The organism is Actinoplanes awajinensis subsp. mycoplanecinus (assembly GCF_001509495.1).
GTDB classification, from domain to species: domain Bacteria; phylum Actinomycetota; class Actinomycetes; order Mycobacteriales; family Micromonosporaceae; genus Actinoplanes; species Actinoplanes palleronii.
On sequence record NZ_LLZH01000297.1, the window covers coordinates 22428 to 40812 of the forward strand.

Here is an 18385-nt window from a genome sequence, read left to right on the forward strand (position 1 = left end):
TTCTTTTACTCTTCAGTGAAGCTTATTGTGCGGGAGTGAGTTTCAACCGCCCCGCGCTGGTCGTTCTCGGAGCCTCCGCGTTCTTCTACGTCACTGCCGAAACCCTGCCAGTCGGCCTGCTGCCGCAGATCTCGGCCGGCCTGCACGTCACCGAGGCGCAGGTGGGCCTGCTGCTGACCAGCTATGCCGTGGTCGCCGCGCTGAGCACCATCCCGCTCACCGCGCTCACCATGCGGGTCCCCCGGCACACCCTGATCGCCGCCACGGTAGCGATTTTCGTCGTCTCGCAGGCGGCCGCGACGTTCGCGCCGACGTTCCTGGTCCTCGCGCTGTCCCGGCTGATCTGCGCGCTCGCGCACGGGGTGTTCTGGTCGGTGATCGGGCCGATCATCGCCCGGATGGCCCCGCCGGACCAGATCGGGCGGGCCACCGCGCTGACGTTCCTGGGCAACTCGCTGGCCATCGTGCTCGGCGTGCCGATCGGCACCGCGGTCGGGCAGTGGCTGGGCTGGCGCTTCGCGGTCGGGATGATGGCGGTCGGCGGGGCGGTCTGCGTGCTGCTGCTGCTCGCGGTGCTGCCGAAGCTGCCGCCGCTGCCCCGGGACATGGCGGCCGGCTCCGCGGAACGACTCCGCAACGCCGTGCTGATCCTGCGGGACGGCCGGGTGGCGCGGCTCTGCCTGCTGACCGCGGTGCTGGTGATCGGGCACTTCGCGGCGTACACCTACATCGCCCCGCTGGTCCGCCGGGACGCCGGGCTGGACGGCGCCGGGCTCAGCGTGCTGCTGCTCGGCTACGGCGCGGTCGGGTTGCTCACCACGTTCCTGGTCGGCCGCTACGTCGACCGGAACCCGGGCCAGCTGCTGCTGATCCTGCTGGGTGCCCAGGCGGTGTCGGTGGCGCTGCTCGCCCCGGTCCTCGGCACCGTGCCGACGATCCTGGCCGCGCTGGTCTGGGGCGGCGCGTTCACCGCGATCCCGGTCTTCCTCGGCGCGGCGCCGATGCGGGTCGCGCCGACCGCCCGGGACGCGGCGTCGGCGGTCTACGTGGTGGCGTTCCAGATCGGCATCGGTGGCGGGGCGTTCGTGGGGGAGCGCTTCGTGACGAACGGCCAGCTGGGTGCGTTGCCGCTGCTGGCAGCGTTGCTCGCGGTGGTGGCCGGGGTCCTGGTCTTCACGTCCCGGTCGGTCTTCCCGTTCCGGCTCAGCGCCGAGGATCACCACCGCACGTCCGCCGAGGCCGCCGCACCCCATTAACCCCCATTGGTACGAATAAGGAGCGCTCGTCCGTAGGCTACGAGCCACGTCCCGCCCGTGAGGCGACGCGAGACCGCGGCCCGCTCCGGACCGCGACGCGCCTCCCGGCGGTGTACGGCAACGCAGGACCGCGGCCACTCACGACCGCAGCGCGGCTCCAGGCTTTGGCTGGCTCTCAGGGGTGTCTCCGCGCTGCGGAGACACCCCTGAGGCCCAGCCGGGACCGTGAGCCGCGCCTGCGAGCGGGAGCGGCCACGGCCTCGCGCCGGGAGGCGCGTGGCGGTCCGGGCCGGACTGCGGTCTCGCGCGGCCTCACGGGCGGGACTCGGCTCGTAGCCTACGGACGAGCGCTCGGTATTCGTACCAAATAGGGTCTTTGTTGTGGTCTGGGGCGGAATCAGACCGTGAGGGCGGCTTCGGCGGCGGCCAGGAAGGCGTCGTTCTCCTCCGGGGTGCCGATCGTGACGCGGACGCCGTCCGGGTGGAAGCCGCGGACGATGACGCCGCGGGTCTCGCAGGCCGACGCGAACGACGCGGTGCGGTCGCCGATCGGCAGCCAGACGAAGTTGGCCTGGCTGTCCGGCACGTCGAAGGAGAGCTTGCGGAGCGCCTCGGTGACCCGCTCGCGTTCCGCGGTGACCAGGGCGCAGCGGCGGACCACCTCGGCCTCCTGGCGCAGCGCGGCGAGTGCCGCGGCCTGCGCGACCAGGCTGGTGGAGAACGGGGTGAGCACCTTGCGGATGGCCGCGGCCACCTCGGGCTGGGCGACCAGGTAACCCATCCGCATGCCGGCCAGGCCCCACGCCTTGCTCATGGTGCGCAGCACCACGACGTTGGCGCGGTCGCCGTAGGTGTCCAGGCCGTCCGGCACCTCCGGGTCGGTGACGAGTTCGCGGTACGCCTCGTCGAGCACCACCAGCACGTCCGACGGCACCGCGGCGAGGAACCGGTCGAGCTCCGGCTTGTGCAGCGCTGTCCCGGTCGGGTTGTTCGGGTTGCAGACGAAGATCAGGCGCGTCCGGTCGGTGATCGCCGCGGCCATCGCCGGGAGGTCGTGCCCGTGAGCCGGCGTGCTCGGCACCCGGACGCTGGTGGCGCCGGCCCCGGCCGCGATGATCGGGTACGCCTCGAACGACCGCCACGAGTAGAGCACCTCGTCACCGGGCAGGCAGGTCGCCTTGACCAGGATCTCGGCCAGCGCGACCGAGCCGCAGCCGGTGACCACCCGCTCGGCGGCCACCCCGAAACGCTCGGCGAGGGCGTCGCGCAGCGCGAGCACACCCATGTCCGGGTACCGGTGCATCTGCCGGGCGGCCTCGGTGACCGCCTCGACCACGCCGGGCAGCGGGCCGTACGGCACCTCGTTGCTGGCCAGCTTGATCGCCTCTTCGATGCCCAGGTCACGGGCCAGGTCGGCGACGTTGCGACCGGGTACGTACGCGGGCAGCGCGTCCAGGTCGGCGCGGGTCAGCCGGGTCATTCGGATCCTCCTGGGATGTCGCCGCGGGGCGCGGCCTCGACGGTCTGCTGAGCGCGCGGCGGCAGCGCGACGACGACGGTGCGAGCCGCCTTGTCGTGCCAGCCCTGCCGCAGGCGCGAATCGAACATGGGGGACACCAGGTACAGGAGCTGGGCCACGAACCCGACCAGGCACCACCAGAACAGTGTCCACATGCCGATCGGCGCCCACCGGGCGAAAGCGCGGCGGAACCCGATCGGTTCGGTGCTGTCCAGCCCGACCACCTTGATGCCCATGATCCGCTTGCCGAGGGTCTGGCCGCGGCTGCTGGTCGCCGGGGCCTCGTAGACCAGCCAGAGCAGGGTGGCGAGCAGGAAGATGGCCAGCTGGAGCGTCTGCATCTTGGCGGTCGGCTGGACCATGTCCGGCTTCATGTCCGCGAGGACCTGGTCGTAGTACGTGTTGAAGATCGGCCGGAAGTCCTGCCACCACTGGTAGGCGAACCAGCCGTTGACGACGACGTTGAGCACCAGCACGGCGAAGATGTCGATCAGCCGGGCGACCAGGCGCTGGCCCAGCCCGGCGAGCGGCAGACCGTGCGGGCGAGCCTCGGGTGTGGGGTAGAGGTAGGCGTGCGGCGGCTGCCACCCCGGCGGCGGCTGGGCGCCGGGCGGCAGCGGCTGCCAGCCCGGTGGCGGCTGGACCCCGGGCGGCGGCTGCCAGCCCGGCGGCGGGACCCAGCCGGGCGGCGGACCGTACCCGGGCGGCGGCCCGTAGCCAGGGGGCGGCCCGTAGCCAGGGGGCGGCCCGTAGCCAGGCGGCGGGCCTGGCTGCGGACCGTAACCGGGCGGCGGGCCGTAACTCGGCTGGCCCGGCGGACCCGGCTGCGGGGGAGCCGCGTAGGGCGCCGGCGCCACCTCGGGTGGGACGACCGCCTCGGGTTCCGCCTCGACCGCGGGTGGCCCGTCGGGCGGGACCGCGTCGGCCGGGATGGCCTTGCCCAGCCAGCCCTCACCGTCCCAGTAGCGCTGGGTGATGGGGTCGGCCGGGTCCTTGTACCAACCCGCGGGAAGGGAACTCATGCGCAAACCTTTACCACGTATGCCTGACGGTTCCCTGCGCGGTGGTGGCGTCACAGGTTGCCGCGCAGCTCCTGCTCCCGCTCGATGGCCTCGAAGAGCGCCTTGAAGTTGCCCTTGCCGAACCCGAGGGAGCCGTGCCGCTCGATCAACTCGAAGAATACGGTGGGCCGGTCCTGCACGGGCTTCGTGAAGATCTGCAGTAGGTATCCGTCCTCGTCCCGGTCGACCAGGATCTTGCGGCGCTTCAGCTCCTCGATCGGCGCGCGCACGTTGCCGATCCGGGCCCGCAGCTCCGGGTCGTCGTAGTACGAGTCCGGAGTGTCGAGGAACTCCACGCCGGCGCCGCGCATCGCGTCGACGGTGTTCAGGATGTCGTTGGTGGCCAGCGCGACGTGCTGGGCGCCGGGGCCGCCGTAGAACTCGAGGTACTCGTCGATCTGCGACTTGCGGGCCGAGACGGCCGGCTCGTTCAGCGGGAACTTGACCTTGCGGGTGCCGTCCGCGACGACCTTGGACATCAGTGCGGAGTAGTCGGTGGCGATGTCGTCCCCGATGAACTCGGCCATGTTGGTGAAGCCCATGACCCGGGCGTAGAACTCCACCCACTCGTCCATCTTGCCCAGCTCGACGTTGCCGACCACGTGGTCGACGGCCTGGAAGAAGCGCTTCGGCCGGACCGACACGATCGGCTCGCGGGCCACGAAGCCGGGCAGGAACGGGCCGTCGTAGCCGGAGCGGTCGATCAGGGTGTGCACGGTGTCGCCGTAGGTGGCGATCGACGCGAGCCGGACCGTGCCGTGCTCGTCCTTGAGGTCGTGCGGCTCGGTCACCCCGGTCGCGCCGGACTCGGTCGCGTGCAGGTACGCCGCGTCCACGTCCGGGACCTCGATGGCGATGTCCGAGATGCCGTCGCCGTGCTTGGTCACGTGCTCGGCGCCGGGCGCGCCGGCGTGCACCATGCCGGTCAGCACGAACCGGGCGCCGCCGCTGACCAGCACGTACTCGGCGTGGTCGCGGAAACCCTGCTCGGGACCGCGGTAGGCGACACACTTCATCCCGAACGCGGTGGAGTAGTAGTGCGCGGCCTGCCGGGCGTTCCCGACCAGGAAACGCAGGTGGTCGACCCCCTTGACGGGGAAGACATCGGCACGGCTCTTCTCGGGTTCCATCGCGTCCCTCCGGTTCACAGCGGCCGCCTCGTGAGCGGCACGTCCTGTGGCGAGGTTGACCCAGGTCACAGCGGTGGGCAAGAGTCGATCGAACAGCTGGTCAATCTGTGCAATAAGTAGAGGAGAGCCCGGGGATGACTGAGCAGACTGTCCAGCTCGACGAGCTCGACGCACGACTGATCGCGCTGCTGCACGACGAGCCGCGGATCGGGATGCTGGAGCTGTCCCGCCGGCTCGCGGTGGCCCGCGGCACGGTGCAGGCCCGGCTGGACAAGCTGACCGCCCGGGGCGCGATCCGGGGCTTCGGGCCGGAGGTGTCGCCGGCCGCGATCGGCTTCGGGGTGATGAGCTTCGTGACCCTGGAGATCAGCCAGCGGTACGGGCACGACGCGGTGACGAGCCACCTGGCCGAGATCCCCGAGGTCCTCGAGGCGCACACCACCACCGGCGGCGGCGACATCCTGTGCCGGATCGTGGCCCGCTCCAACGCCGACCTGCAGCGGGTGATCGACAAGATCGTCGGCTACGAGGGCATCCGGCGGGCGCACACGATCATCGCGCTGGCCGAGCTGATCCCGTACCGGACGGTTCCCCTGACTAAAGCGGCAACTCGGATATAAGCCCGCGACACGGGCTTTCTGCGCTCGCCTCGGAAGTGGATCAGGATCATTAATGTTCCGGCATGGCGTCCTCGGGCACGTGGAAGGGATTGACACTGGTCGCCGCCATCACGGTCACCGTGCTGGCCTCGACCGGAGTGTGGAATCCGTTCCCGCAGGTCTGGGACTGGATCAGCACGAGCGGGCCGGTGGCCCCGGGCACGCAGTGGCAGCAGCGGCTCGGCGGCACCCCGCAGAGCGTCTCGGTGGCCGGTGACGCCGTCGTCGTCGAGTACCGCACGTCGGTGGAGGCGTACAACCTGACCACGGCGGTGAAGCTGTGGAGCACCGACGCGGACTGGGCCGCGCTCGCCGGGCAGGGCGCCGACGCCGTGGTGGTCACCGGGCGGCTGCTGACCAAGGGTTATCAGGTGCTCGACCCGCGCTCCGGGACCGTACGCCGGGCGGACACCGAGGCCAGCGCGGTCTGGACGTACCAGAATGGGATTGTCGATCTGCATTGCGCGGGCGGGAATCAGTGCCGGTTGACCGCCTGGGACCCGCGGGCCGGCACTCAGCTCTGGTCGGTGGAGACCGGCGGGATCGGCTTCGTGCTGCACGCCGCGAACCCGGACCTGCCGGACGCCCGCCGGCTCGGCAGCGGTGACGTGGACGACGACGCAGCCGGGCCGGCCGTGATGCCCGGCCTGATCGGGTTGCCGGACAACGGCCGGGTGCGGGTGATCGACACCGCGAACGGGCACCTGGTGCAGACCGTGCAGACCGGACCGGACCAGCGGGTCGCGGTGGTCGGCGGCCGGCTGCTCACGATCACCGGCACGGCCAAGGACGGCACCTGCTACTACGGCGTGGTGGCCACCACGCCGCCGGGGAACCGGACGGTGTGGAAGCGGGACGGCCTCAACCTGCGCACTGCGGAGAGCGACTGCAAACAGGACCGCGACCCGGCCGGCGGGTACGACGTGCTGCTCGGCGTCGACCCGTACGGCCGGCAGGAGCTGATCAGCGGCTCGGACGGGCGGATCCTCTGGTACGGCGACAAGACCTCCGAGGTGCTCGCGGTGGACGACCGGTACGCGGTGATCCGAGCCGGCGACACGATCCGGGGCTGGTCGTTCGGCAAGGGCAAGGTGGCGTGGCGGCAGAACGGGCCGGCCAAGGCGGGCGCGGCGATCACCCCGTACGCGGTGATCGTGGTCTCTCCCGGACGGGTGACAGCGCTGGCGCCGGCGAATGGGGCGATACGTGCCGATGTGCGCACTGATGCGAAGGTCTTCACCGCCGCCCCCGGTGGTTTGATCTTGGTTTCCGGCCGGGACATGGCCTATTTGCCGTACCGCTGACATGCCGACATCCGGGCGTGCCGGGAGGTGGGTTCGCATCGCCCCGCCCCGCTGGCCTAGGCTTGCCGCTCATGAGCAGAGGCGCCGCTTTCACCTACTCGCCGCTCTTGCCGACCGGCGACGACCTGACTGAGTACCGCCTGGTCACGGACGAGGGTGTGGATGTCGTCGAGGGCCCGGGTGGCCGCCGATTCCTGACCGTGGAGCCATCCGCGCTGACCCAGCTCACCGCCGAGGCGATGCACGACATCGCGCACTACCTGCGCCCGGCGCACCTGGCGCAGCTGCGGGCGATCATCGATGACCCGAAGGCGTCGCCGAACGACCGGTTCGTGGCGCTCGACCTGCTGCGCAACGCGAACATCGCGGCCGGCGGGGTGCTGCCGATGTGCCAGGACACCGGCACCGCGATCGTGATGGGCAAGCGTGGCCGGCACGTGCTGACCGACGGGCTCGACGAGGAAGCCATCGCGCTCGGCGTGTACCAGGCGTACACCCGGCTGAACCTGCGCTACTCGCAGCTCGCGCCGCTGACCATGTGGGACGAGAAGAACACCGGCTCCAACCTGCCGGCCCAGATCGAGCTGTACGCCGAGGACCCGAACGGGCAGCCGGACGCGTACAAGTTCCTCTTCATGGCCAAGGGCGGCGGCTCGGCCAACAAGTCGTACCTCTACCAGGAGACGAAGGCGCTGCTCAACCCGCAGCGGATGATGCAGTTCCTGGACGAGAAGCTGCGCCTGATCGGCACGTCGGCCTGCCCGCCGTACCACCTGGCCGTGGTGATCGGCGGCACCAGCGGCGAGCACGCGCTCAAGACGGCGAAGCTGGCCAGCGCGAAGTACCTGGACAACCTGCCCACCGCGGGCTCGATGCTGGCGCACGGCTTCCGGGACGTCGAGCTGGAGGCCGCGGTGCTCGAGCTGACCCGCGACTTCGGGATCGGCGCGCAGTTCGGCGGCCGGTACTTCTGCCACGACGTCCGGGTGATCCGGCTGCCCCGGCACGGCGCGTCCTGCCCGGTGGCGATCGCGGTCTCCTGCTCGGCCGACCGCCAGGCGGTCGCCAAGATCACCCCGTCCGGGGTGTGGCTGGAGCGGCTGGAGACCGACCCGGCACGCTTCCTGCCGGAGGTCACCGAGGACCACCTCGAGACGGAGCAGGTCGTCAAGATCGACCTGAACCGGCCGATGGCCGAGATCCGCGCCGAGCTGAGCCGGTACCCGGTGAAGACCCGGCTGTCGCTGACCGGCCCGCTGGTGGTGGCCCGGGACATCGCGCACGCCAAGATCGCCGAGCGGATGGACGCCGGCGAGCCGATGCCGCAGTACCTGCGCGACCACGCGGTCTACTACGCCGGCCCGGCGAAGACCCCGGAGGGCTACGCGTCCGGCTCGTTCGGGCCGACCACGGCCGGCCGGATGGACTCGTACGTGGAGAAGTTCCAGGCGGCCGGCGGCTCGCTGGTGATGCTGGCCAAGGGCAACCGGTCCCAGCAGGTCACCAACGCCTGCAAGGAGCACGGCGGGTTCTATCTCGGCTCGATCGGCGGCCCGGCGGCGCGACTGGCCCAGGACTGCATCCGGCACGTCGAGGTGCTCGAGTTCCCGGAGCTCGGCATGGAGGCGGTCTGGAAGATCGAGGTGGAGGACTTCCCGGCCTTCATCGTGGTCGACGACAAGGGCGAGGACTTCTTCGCCGAGGTCACCAAGCCCAAACCGATCCTGAGCATCGGCAAGCGATGAGTCACCGGGCGGTCCGTCTCCGGACCGCCCGCTAGCTCAGCAGAAGCCGGAGACCGGGCTCAACCACTCGGCCAGCTGCGGCTTCAGGGTCTTGTCCAGGTCCGCGGTGGTCTTGATCTTTTTGAGGTACGCCCGGGTCTTCGCGCTGGCCTCGAGCTTGCGCGCCGACGTCTCGCCGGCGGCCTTCAGCTCCGGGCTCTCCGCCGCGACGGTCTCCTTGCGGATCTGGCTGCCGGCCGACCGCAACTCCGCCGCCGCGGCCTTCTCCGCCTTCTCCGCGTTGTCGGCCTGCTTCGCCTCCTTGTACGCGATCATCTTGCCGATCGCGGCGCCGAAGTCGTCTAGCTCGCCGGTGAACACCTTGTCGAGGCGCTCGCACACCTTCGTGGTGTTCGCCGAGTAGTCCGGCGGGGGCGGGATGGTGGCCGAGGTGCGGACCGTCACCGGCGTCCCGCTGCTGGAAACCTTCGCATCGCTTTCACAGGCGGCACCGGTCAGCAGCACGCCGCCGGCGAGCACGGCCAGGATGGCGGGTCGCATCAGTGATTCCTCTTCGTCGGGGGGAAAACTCCGCCCGACGGTACGTTCCGTTTCGGTCGGCGTCCAACCGAGAGTGATCGTCAAGATACGAACAGCCCGCCCACACGTGACCGTGTGGACGGGCTGACCGCCCCCGTGATGTAAAGCTGTGGCCGCCCCACCGCGTTCTGGGGGCGATGGCGAAGCATCGGCGGTGGAACGGCGCAGAAGGGACTGTGCCGGACAGCGCTCTCGTTCCGCTGTCGATCCACTCTCGCGTGTCGGCTAACCTCGATGGCTGGCACGGGGGGACGGGTGGCTGCCATGCGCTACCGCATTCTGGGGCCACTGTCCGTCACTGTCGCCGGACAGAACGTGGCTGTGACGGCTGGGCGTGACCGAGTCGTGCTCGCCATGCTGCTCTTGAATCCCGACCGGATCATCGGCGCGGGCGAACTGTTCGACGCGCTCTGGACCGACGCGCCGCCGGTGACCGCCCGCGGCCAGTTGCAGTCATGTATATCGCGTTTGCGACGGATCCTCCCACCCGGGGTGATACTCACCGATCGGGCAGGTTATGGCATCCGGGTCGGAACGGACGAGTTGGACGCCACGCTGTTCGTCCGATCGGTGGACCGGGCCCGGGTGGCCGGCGACCGGGTGGCGCTGCGCCAGGCGCTGGCGTTGTGGCGCGGTCCGGCCTGCGCCGAGCTGGACGCCCCGGCGATCCGGCAGGCCGCCGCGGTGCTGGACGAGCGGTATGCCCTCGCGGTCGAGGACTGGGCCGAGCTGGAGCTGGCCGCCGGCCGGGAACGCGAACTCGCCGGTGAGCTGGGCGCGCTCGTCGAGCGGTTCCCGCTGCGGGAGCGGCTGCGCGGCCAGTTGATGCTGGCGCTGGCCCGCTCGGGGCGGCAGGCCGACGCGCTCGCCGAGTTCCGCCGCGCCCGGCAGCTGCTCGCCGACGAGCTGGGCATCGAACCCGGCGAGGAGCTGCAGGAACGGCACCGGGAGATCCTTGCGGGCGAGACCGTTTCCGGCCGCCGGGTCGCTGGTCCGGTGCGGTGTCTTCCGCGTACGGTCGGCGACTTCACCGGCCGGAGCGCCCAGGTCGGCAGGTTGCTCGCCGAGATCGCCGGGTCCACCGGCCCGCTCGTCGCGGTGATCGACGGGATGGCCGGCAGCGGCAAGACGACGCTGGCCCTGCACGTGGCCGGGCTGCTCGGGGACCGCTACCCGGATGCGCACCTCTTCGTGGATCTCCAGGGGCACAGCGAGCGGGACCCGGTCGAGCCGTCCGCGGCTCTGCTCGTGCTGCTCCGGCAGCTCGGTCTGACCGCCGAGGAGATCCCGATCGAGCCGGTGGAACGGGTGGCGCGCTGGCGGACCGAGGTGGCCGGCCGTCGCCTGCTGGTCGTGCTGGACAACGCCGCCTCGAGTGCCCAGCTCACCGATCTGTTGCCGACCGCGCCGGGCAGTCTCGCGCTGGTCACCAGCCGCCGGCGGCTGGCCGGCCTGGACGGGGTGCGGGTCGAGTCGCTGCCGGTGCTGTCGCCGGCCGAGGCGGTGGCTCTGCTCGCGCAGATCGCCGGTGATCGGGTGCGGGCCGAGCCGGAAGCCGCTGCCGAGGTGGTCCGGCGCTGCGGGCTGCTGCCGCTGGCCATCCGGCTGGCCGGGGCGCGGCTCGCGCACCGGCCCCGGTGGCGGGTGTCCGACCTGCTGCATCGGCTGAGTGAGGCGGCGCTGCCCGAGTTGGTCGCCGAGGACCGGACGGTGACCGGGGCGTTCACGTTGACGTACCGGCAGCTGCCGGAGCCGTTGCGGCGGGTGTTCCGGCTGCTCGGGGTCTATCCGGGTGCGGATTTCGACGCGCTCGCGGTGGCCGCGCTGACCGATCTGGCCCACGGCACCGCGGCGGAGATGCTCGAGGACCTGGTCGACGTGAACCTGGTCGAGGAGCGGGAGCCGGGCGTCTACCGGCTGCACGACCTGATGCGCGAGTACGCCGGGATGCTCGCCGCCGAGCTGCCCGAGTCCGAGCGGACCGCCGCGCTGACCGGGCTCTTCGACTTCCAGATGCACGCCGCGGCGGCCGCGAACTCCTCGACCTCCCGGGAGGTCCTCTGGCGGGACCTGCGGTCGCCGGTGCCGGCCCGCCCGGACCTGACCGTCGAGGATCCGGTCGCCCGACTGGAGCGGGAGCGCCCGAATCTGGCCGCTTTTGTCGACGCCGCGAAGGCTGCGGGCCGGGCCGACTACGCCTGGAAGATCCCCCGGGCCGCCTGGAATCTGCTGTATTTCCGTGGCTACATCGGCGACGTCGCCGCACTGCACCTGGCCGCCATGGCCGCGGCCGAGTCCCTCGGCGACCGGGCCGCGATCGCGACCACCGCGAACTACCTCGCCTCGGCCTACAGCAAGTCCGGCCGGATCGACAAGGCCGAGGAGTGCCTGCGCCTGTCCATCCGGCTGCGTGCCGAGCTGGGCCAGCTGGATGGGCTCGGCAGCGCGTTTTCCAACATGGGCAGCATCCAGCTGGACCAGGGCCGGCTCGCCGAGGCCCTGGCGACGATGCGGGAAGCGTTCCGGATCCGGATCCAGGGCCGGACCCGGGGCGCCGCGGGGCTGCAACTGGCCATGCTCGCCGACATCCTCTACGTGCTGGGACGGCCCGCGGAGGCGGTGCACAGCACCCGTCGCCGGCTGTTCGAGGCGATCGAGCTCCGCGACGAGGGGCAGGTCGCCGCGGCACTGCTGATGGTGCAGCGGTTCCGGTACCGCAGCGGCGACCTCGCCTCGGCCGCCGCGCACCGGTACATCGACGCGGCCTACCGGCTGGCGCGCCGGGCCGGGCACCGGGCGATCCAGGCGGACACCTACCACGATCGGGCGCGGCTGCTGCGCGACGAGAAACGCTATGCCGAGGCGATCGTCGAGCACCGCCGGGCTGTGGAGGGCGCCCGCCTGGTGAGCGACGCGCGCAACGAGGCGGAGTTCCGCTACGAATACGCCGTCACCCTGCTCCGGCGCGGCGACCGGGCCGAGGCGCGGGTGTTGCTGGAGCACTCGCTCCGGGTGGCCCGGGTCAGCCGGAACCTGTACTCGATCGCCCGGGTCCAGGCCGGTCTGGCCGCCTGCCTGGACCACGGTGACCCGGAGGCCGAGCGCCTGCGCGCGCGGGCCCGGGAGCTCTTCGACCGGATGGGCATCCCGGAGCAGTTCGCGGCCGCGGAGAACCCGGCCGGATGACCTGGTTCTGTCTCGTGGATCACGAGATCGTCCGGGGCGGGCGAGAGAGGATTGTCCGGTGACGACTGAGCAGAGTGGCTTCCGGATCGAACGCGACACGATGGGCGAGGTGCGGGTTCCCGCGGACGCCCTGTGGCGGGCACAGACCCAGCGCGCCGTGGAGAACTTCCCGATCTCCGGCCGCGGCCTGGAGCCGGTGCACATCCGGGCGCTGGCCCGGATCAAGGGCGCCGCGGCGCGGGCCAACGCCGACCTCGGCGTGCTGGACAAGGACCTGGCCGAGGCGATCGCGGCGGCGGCCGGGCAGGTCGCCGGCGGCGGATACGACGACCAGTTCCCGGTGGACGTCTTCCAGACCGGCTCGGGCACCTCGTCGAACATGAACGCCAACGAGGTGATCGCCACCCTGGCGTCGCGCGCCCTGGACCGGCCGGTGCACCCGAACGACCACGTGAACGCGTCCCAGTCCAGCAACGACGTGTTCCCGTCCTCGATCCACCTGGCCGCCACCGACGCGATCAGCGCCGACCTGATCCCGGCCCTGGAGCACCTGGCCGGCACCCTGCGGGCGAAGTCGCAGGCCTGGTCCGGCGTGGTGAAGAGCGGCCGTACCCACCTGATGGACGCCACCCCGGTCACCCTGGGCCAGGAGTTCTCCGGCTATGCCCAGCAGGTCGGCAACGGCGTCGAGCGGCTGCGGGCCACCCTGCCCCGGCTCGGCGAGCTGCCGCTCGGCGGGACCGCGGTGGGCACCGGGGTGAACACCCCGCCCGGGTTCGCGCCCGCGGTGATCACGCTGCTGGCCGAGGAGACCGGCCTGCCGCTGACCGAGGCCCGCGACCACTTCGAGGCGCAGGGCGCCCGGGACGCGCTGGTCGAGGCGTCCGGCCAGCTCCGGGTGGTGGCCGTCGGCCTCTACAAGATCGCCAACGACATCCGCTGGATGGGCTCCGGGCCCCGGGCCGGGCTGCGCGAGCTGCGGCTGCCCGACCTGCAGCCGGGTTCGTCGATCATGCCGGGCAAGGTGAACCCGGTGGTGCCCGAGGCGGTCCGGCAGGTCTGCGCCCAGGTGATCGGCAACGACGCGACGGTGGCCTTCGCCGGCACCCAGGGCGACTTCGAGCTGAACGTGATGCTCCCGGTGATGGCCCGCAACCTGCTGGAGTCCATCCGGCTGCTGGCCGCCGTCGCGCACCAGTTCGCCGACCGCTGCGTGGCCGGGCTGGAGGCGAACGAGGAGATCGCCCGCGGGTACGCCGAGGGCTCCCCGTCGATCGTCACCCCGCTCAACCGGGTCCTCGGCTACGACGAGGCCGCCGCGATCGCCAAGCAGGCGCTGGCCACCGGTCGTACGATCCGGGAGGTGGTGATCGAGCGAGGGCACGTGAGCGCGGGCACCTTAACCGAGGCACAGCTCGACGAGGCGCTCGATGTTCTGAAGATGACAAGGCCGTGAAATAGACAGTCTCTGACCTTGCGCCGAACGATCTTTGCCGATGGGATGCGGGGAACCAACTCTCAGGAGGAGCGCATTCCATGAGAAGACGCCTCACCGTCGGAGCCGTCATCACCTTGACGGGTCTGGCGTTCCTGACCGCTGTCCCCGGTTCCGCCGTTGCGGAACCGACGGCCGCGGTCGATTACACGGTCGTGGCCGCGGACGGGGTCTCCGCGACCGCCGCGGTAGCCGCGATCAAGGCCGCCGGTGGCACCGTCGTGAGCGGTAACGACGCCGTCGGCGTCTACCGCGTGACGTCGACCGACGCCAAGTTCGACAGCAAGGCCACCGCGTCCCCCGCGCTGATCGGGGCGAGCGAGCGCAAGGCCATCGGCCACGCGCCGAACGGCATCGAGAAGGTCGAGTCCAACCTGAAGTCGCGCGGCGGCAAGGGCCACGGCCCGGCCAAGGCCGACCCGCTGGACGACAAGCTCTGGGGCCTGGCCATGGTCAAGGCCGACAAGGCTCGCAAGATCGAGAAGGGTGACAAGGGCGTCACGGTCGGCGTCCTGGACACCGGCCTGGACGCGTCGAACCCGGACCTCGCGGCGAACTTCAGCACCAAGCTGTCGCGCAACTTCGCCCCGGACATCGCCGCCATCGACGGCGAGTGCGAGGTGGCGGGCTGCCTCGACCCGATCGGCACCGACGACGGCGGGCACGGCACCCACGTGGCCGGCACGATCGGCGCCGCGCTGAACGGCTCCGGCGTCTCCGGTGTCGCGCCGAACGTCTCCCTGGTCGAGCTCAAGGGTGGCCAGGACTCCGGCTACTTCTTCCTCGACCCGGTGGTCAACGCGCTGACCTACGCCGGTGACAAGGGCATCGACGTGGTCAACATGTCGTTCTACGTCGACCCGTGGCTCTACAACTGCACGGCCAACCCGGCGGACAGCGCCGAGGACCAGGCCGAGCAGCGGGCGATCATCACCGGCATGAAGCGGGCCCTCAACTACGCGCACGCCAAGGGCGTCACGCTCTTCGGCGCGCTCGGCAACAACCACGAGGACCTGGGCAAGCCGCGCACCGACATCTCCAGCCCGGACTACGGCAGCGACCCGTACGACCGCCCGGTCGACAACGCGTCCTGCTGGGACCTGCCGGTCGAGGGCCCGCACGTGATCGGGGTCTCCTCGCTCGGCCCGTCCGGCAAGAAGTCGGACTTCTCCAACTACGGCACCGAGCAGATCTCGGTCTCGGCGCCGGGCGGCTGGTACCGCGACGGCTTCGGCACCGACACGTTCCAGACCGTGGGCAACGAGATCCTCTCCAGCTACCCGCTCAAGGTGCTGCAGGAAGAGGGCCTCGTCGACGCGGCCGGCGAGATCACCACGGCCGGTCAGGCGTCGGTGCTGAAGGACTGCACCAAGGCCGGCAAGTGCGGCTACTACACGTACCTGCAGGGCACCTCGATGGCCTCGCCGCACGCGGCCGGGGTCGGCGCCCTGATCGTCAGCCGGTACGGCGTGCCGGACTTCAAGCGGGGCGGCAAGACGCTGCTGCCGTCGCTGGTCGAGCAGATCCTGTACCGCACTGCCGACGAGAAGTCCTGCCCGACGCCGCGCCTGCAGAGCTACACGAACGAGGGCCGCTCGGCCGAGTTCGACGCGCTCTGTGAGGGCGGAAAGAACTTCAACGGGTTCTACGGATACGGCGTTGTCGACGCGTACGCGGCGGTCGGCGGACGCTGAGTGGTACCGCCCCGTCCGTGTCGTACGGGCGGGGCGGTAATCCGATCGCATCGGTCGGTACCCTTGTACGGTGACTCTGCGCTTGTACGACACCGCGACCCGATCGGTCCGGGACTTCGTCCCGATGACCCCCGGTCAGGCGGGGATCTACCTGTGTGGGGTCACCGTGCAGTCTTCCCCACATATCGGTCACCTTCGGTCCGCGGTCAATTACGACGTGTTACGCCGTTGGCTGCTGCACTCCGGGCTCGAGGTGACCTTCGTCCGGAACGTCACCGACGTGGACGACAAGATCCTGCAGAAGTCGCTGGAGCAGCACCGGCCGTACTGGGCGATCGCCTACGAGAACCGCCTGCTGCTGGAGCGCGACTACCGCACCCTCAACGTGCTGCCGCCCACCTACGAGCCGCTGGCCACCGGGCACATCACCGAGATGCACGACATGATCACGTCGCTGATCGAGCGCGGTCATGCGTACGCGGCCGCGTCCGGCAACGGCGACGTCTACTTCGACGTGCGGTCGTATGCGGCGTACGGCGCGCTCTCCGGCCAGAAGCCGGACGACATGCGGTCGGCCGGCGACGCCCCGGAGCGGGACAAGCGCGACGCCCGTGACTTCGCCCTGTGGAAGGGCGTCAAGGCCGACGAGCCGCAGGACGCGTACTGGCCGTCCCCGTGGGGCCGGGGCCGTCCCGGCTGGCACATCGAGTGCTCCGCGATGGCCCGGCGCTACCTGGGTGACGAGTTCGACATCCACGGCGGCGGCCTCGACCTGACCTTCCCGCACCACGAGAACGAGGTCGCCCAGTCCAAGGCGGCCGGGCTCGGCTTCTCCCGGTTCTGGGTGCATCACGCGCTGCTCAACCTGGGTGACTCCAAGATGAGCAAGTCGCTGGGCAACGTGATCGACCTGCCGTCGCTGGTGGAGGCCGGGATCCGCCCGGTCGAGCTGCGCTATTACCTGGGCAGCCCGCACTACCGTTCGCGGATCGACTACACCGACGACGCGCTGCGCGAGGCCGCCGTGGCGTACAAGCGGATCGAGGGCTTCGTGCACCGCGCGGCCGAGGTGGTCGGCAAGGGCCGGCCCAAGGCGGTGCCGCCGGCGTTCGCCGAGGCGATGAACGACGACTTGAACACCTCGGCGGCGCTCGCGATCGTGCACGACACGATCCGGGAGGGCAACACCGCTCTGGCCGCCGGGGACGAGCCGGCCATCCGTGGCGCGCTGACCGCGGTCCGGGCCATGCTGGGCGTGCTCGGCCTCGACCCGCTGGATCCCTTCTGGGGCGGCGTCGAGGGTGGCAACGACTTGAAGCCGGTGGTCGACGGACTCGTCGCCCTGGCTCTGGAACAACGGGCGCAGGCCCGTGCACGGAAGGACTGGGCGGCCGCCGACCAGGTGCGCGACCAGCTCAAGAACGCGGGTATTCAGGTGGAGGACACTCCGGCCGGGCCGCGATGGACGGTAGGAGAGCAGCACTGATGCCGGGTAATTCATTCAACGCGAGCAAGCGGTCCACCTCGAAGAAGGGTGCCGCCGGCGGTTCGGGCGGCAAGAACCGGGCCAGCCTCAAGGGCCGGGGCAAGACCCTGCCGGCCGACGAGCGCCCCTGGCACAAGGGCTACTCGGGCACCGAGAAGCTGCCCGAGAAGACCGCCCGCAAGCAGAACAAGGAACGCCAGGCGGCGGCGTCCGAGGGCCGCGCGCCCAAGATCGGCCTCCCCGGTTCGAAGGACACCACCTGGGGTCGTGGCGGCGGCCGTGGCGCCGGCGTCAGCCGTCCCACGGTCCGTGGTGGCGGCGGCCGGGCGGCCGGTCCGCGCGGTCCCCGGGTCGCACCGGGCCGCCGGTCCAACCCGACCAAGGAAGGTCCCGAGCTGCTGCTCGGCCGCAACCCGGTGGTCGAGGCGCTGCGCGCGCTGATCCCGGCCACGGCGCTCTACATCGCGCAGGGCATCGACATCGACGACCGGATCACCGAGATCGTCCGTACCGCCGGCGACCGCGGCATCCCGATCCTCGAGATCGGCCGCAACGAGCTGGACCGGATGACCGGCGGGGTGCTGCACCAGGGCGTCGGCCTGCAGGTGCCGCCGTTCGCGTACGAGAACTTCGACGACCTGATCGCCGCGGCCCTGGAGCAGACCGCTCCGCTGCTCGTCGCGCTGGACGGCATCACCGACCCGCGCAACGTCGGCGCGGTGATCCGCTCGGTGGCCGCGTTCGGTGGCCACGGCGTCTTCATGACCGAGCGCCGCGCCGCCGGCATCACCGCGACCGCCTGGCGCACCAGCGCCGGCGCGGCCGCCCGTGTCCCGGTCTCCCAGGTCGTCAACCTGACCCGCGCGATCAAGGAAGCCCAGAAGGCCGGCTTCACCGCCATCGGCCTGGACGCCGACGGCGAAACCGACCTGTATTCGCTGGAAGCCGCGATCGGCCCCCTGATCGTCGTGGTCGGCTCCGAGGGCCGGGGAATGTCCCGCCTGGTCGGCGAAACCTGCGACCTCCGGGTCAGCATCCCCATGCACTCCGACGTCGAGTCCCTCAACGCCAGCGTCGCCGCCGCAGTAACCCTGGCCGAAGTCTCCCGCCGCCGCCTCACCAGCTAAAAGCACGAAAAACGTAGGCGGACGCTCCAGATTAGGAGCGTCCGCCTACGTTTTCGTCGGTTTTTGCCGCGGGCATACTCCCCGCAATAGACGGGTGCTCGCCGCGACCGACCCACGGCTGCAACCACCGTAACGCGGGGGTCC

The 18385-nt window shown here is 71.0% G+C and carries 13 protein-coding genes; 9 read left to right on the forward strand and 4 right to left on the reverse strand.

Annotated elements, in window-relative coordinates:
- Positions 1-35 precede the first annotated feature (35 nt).
- Positions 36-1256 (forward strand): MFS transporter, encoded by a 1221-nt coding sequence (locus ADL15_RS34890; RefSeq protein WP_067700172.1) that lies wholly within the window; start codon positions 36-38, stop codon positions 1254-1256.
- A gap of 397 nt (positions 1257-1653) precedes the next feature.
- Here ADL15_RS34890 and hisC read toward each other — a convergent pair whose 3' ends face one another.
- Genes hisC through hppD form a run of 3 tightly spaced genes read right to left on the reverse strand, consistent with a single transcriptional unit; the run spans position 1654 to position 4966 of the window.
- Positions 1654-2736, reverse strand: coding sequence for a histidinol-phosphate transaminase (hisC, locus tag ADL15_RS34895; protein WP_067700174.1), 1083 nt, complete (start codon positions 2734-2736; stop codon positions 1654-1656).
- The gene (locus ADL15_RS34900; RefSeq protein WP_067700176.1) at positions 2733-3797 is read right to left on the reverse strand and encodes an RDD family protein; all 1065 of its coding nucleotides are present in this window, start codon (positions 3795-3797) and stop codon (positions 2733-2735) included. The genes hisC and ADL15_RS34900 overlap by 4 nt, the downstream gene beginning before the upstream one ends.
- Before the next feature lie 50 nt (positions 3798-3847).
- The gene (hppD, locus tag ADL15_RS34905) at positions 3848-4966 is read right to left on the reverse strand and encodes a 4-hydroxyphenylpyruvate dioxygenase (protein WP_157441799.1); all 1119 of its coding nucleotides are present in this window, start codon (positions 4964-4966) and stop codon (positions 3848-3850) included.
- Between the two features lie 134 nt (positions 4967-5100).
- Here hppD and ADL15_RS34910 point away from each other — a divergent pair, with 134 nt between their 5' ends.
- From ADL15_RS34910 to ADL15_RS34920, 3 genes are all read left to right on the forward strand, one after another.
- Positions 5101-5586, forward strand: coding sequence for an Lrp/AsnC family transcriptional regulator (locus tag ADL15_RS34910; RefSeq protein ID WP_067700179.1), 486 nt, complete (start codon positions 5101-5103; stop codon positions 5584-5586).
- Positions 5587-5648: 62 nt separating this feature from the next.
- Positions 5649-6929, forward strand: coding sequence for a PQQ-binding-like beta-propeller repeat protein (locus ADL15_RS34915; protein ID WP_067700182.1), 1281 nt, complete (start codon positions 5649-5651; stop codon positions 6927-6929).
- A 71-nt stretch (positions 6930-7000) separates the two neighbouring features.
- On the forward strand, positions 7001-8674 hold the full coding sequence (locus ADL15_RS34920; RefSeq protein WP_067700270.1) for a fumarate hydratase: 1674 nt from the start codon (positions 7001-7003) through the stop codon (positions 8672-8674).
- 36 nt (positions 8675-8710) lie between these two features.
- Here the strand turns inward: ADL15_RS34920 and ADL15_RS34925 are convergent, their stop codons facing one another.
- A complete protein-coding gene (locus tag ADL15_RS34925; protein WP_067700185.1) occupies positions 8711-9214 on the reverse strand; it encodes a hypothetical protein in 504 nt (167 codons plus the stop codon).
- Positions 9215-9574: 360 nt separating this feature from the next.
- Between ADL15_RS34925 and ADL15_RS34930 the strand changes: the two genes are divergently transcribed.
- The 5 genes from ADL15_RS34930 (at position 9575) to rlmB (ending at position 18241) form a co-directional block, all read left to right on the forward strand.
- Positions 9575-12439, forward strand: a complete 2865-nt coding sequence (locus ADL15_RS34930; protein WP_232344742.1) for an AfsR/SARP family transcriptional regulator — start codon at positions 9575-9577, stop codon at positions 12437-12439.
- Positions 12440-12497: 58 nt separating this feature from the next.
- A complete protein-coding gene (locus ADL15_RS34935) occupies positions 12498-13895 on the forward strand; it encodes a class II fumarate hydratase (protein WP_083972171.1) in 1398 nt (465 codons plus the stop codon).
- Between the two features lie 80 nt (positions 13896-13975).
- Positions 13976-15628, forward strand: a complete 1653-nt coding sequence (locus tag ADL15_RS34940) for a S8 family serine peptidase (protein WP_067700191.1) — start codon at positions 13976-13978, stop codon at positions 15626-15628.
- 70 nt (positions 15629-15698) lie between these two features.
- Complete coding sequence (cysS, locus tag ADL15_RS34945; RefSeq protein ID WP_067700194.1) at positions 15699-17114, forward strand: cysteine--tRNA ligase; 1416 nt, start codon at positions 15699-15701, stop codon at positions 17112-17114.
- The gene (gene rlmB, locus ADL15_RS34950) at positions 17114-18241 is read left to right on the forward strand and encodes a 23S rRNA (guanosine(2251)-2'-O)-methyltransferase RlmB (RefSeq protein ID WP_067700197.1); all 1128 of its coding nucleotides are present in this window, start codon (positions 17114-17116) and stop codon (positions 18239-18241) included. The genes cysS and rlmB overlap by 1 nt, the downstream gene beginning before the upstream one ends.
- The last annotated feature ends 144 nt before the right edge of the window (positions 18242-18385 follow it).

Coding starts and splice junctions, on each gene's coding strand:
- hisC (WP_067700174.1), bottom strand. CDS start 2,736: ATGACCCGGCTGACCCGCGCCGACCTGGACGCGCTGCCCGCGTACGTA.
- ADL15_RS34900 (WP_067700176.1), bottom strand. CDS start 3,797: ATGAGTTCCCTTCCCGCGGGTTGGTACAAGGACCCGGCCGACCCCATC.
- hppD (WP_157441799.1), bottom strand. CDS start 4,966: ATGGAACCCGAGAAGAGCCGTGCCGATGTCTTCCCCGTCAAGGGGGTC.
- ADL15_RS34910 (WP_067700179.1), top strand. CDS start 5,101: ATGACTGAGCAGACTGTCCAGCTCGACGAGCTCGACGCACGACTGATC.
- ADL15_RS34915 (WP_067700182.1), top strand. CDS start 5,649: ATGGCGTCCTCGGGCACGTGGAAGGGATTGACACTGGTCGCCGCCATC.
- ADL15_RS34920 (WP_067700270.1), top strand. CDS start 7,001: ATGAGCAGAGGCGCCGCTTTCACCTACTCGCCGCTCTTGCCGACCGGC.
- ADL15_RS34925 (WP_067700185.1), bottom strand. CDS start 9,214: ATGCGACCCGCCATCCTGGCCGTGCTCGCCGGCGGCGTGCTGCTGACC.
- ADL15_RS34940 (WP_067700191.1), top strand. CDS start 13,976: ATGAGAAGACGCCTCACCGTCGGAGCCGTCATCACCTTGACGGGTCTG.
- rlmB (WP_067700197.1), top strand. CDS start 17,114: ATGCCGGGTAATTCATTCAACGCGAGCAAGCGGTCCACCTCGAAGAAG.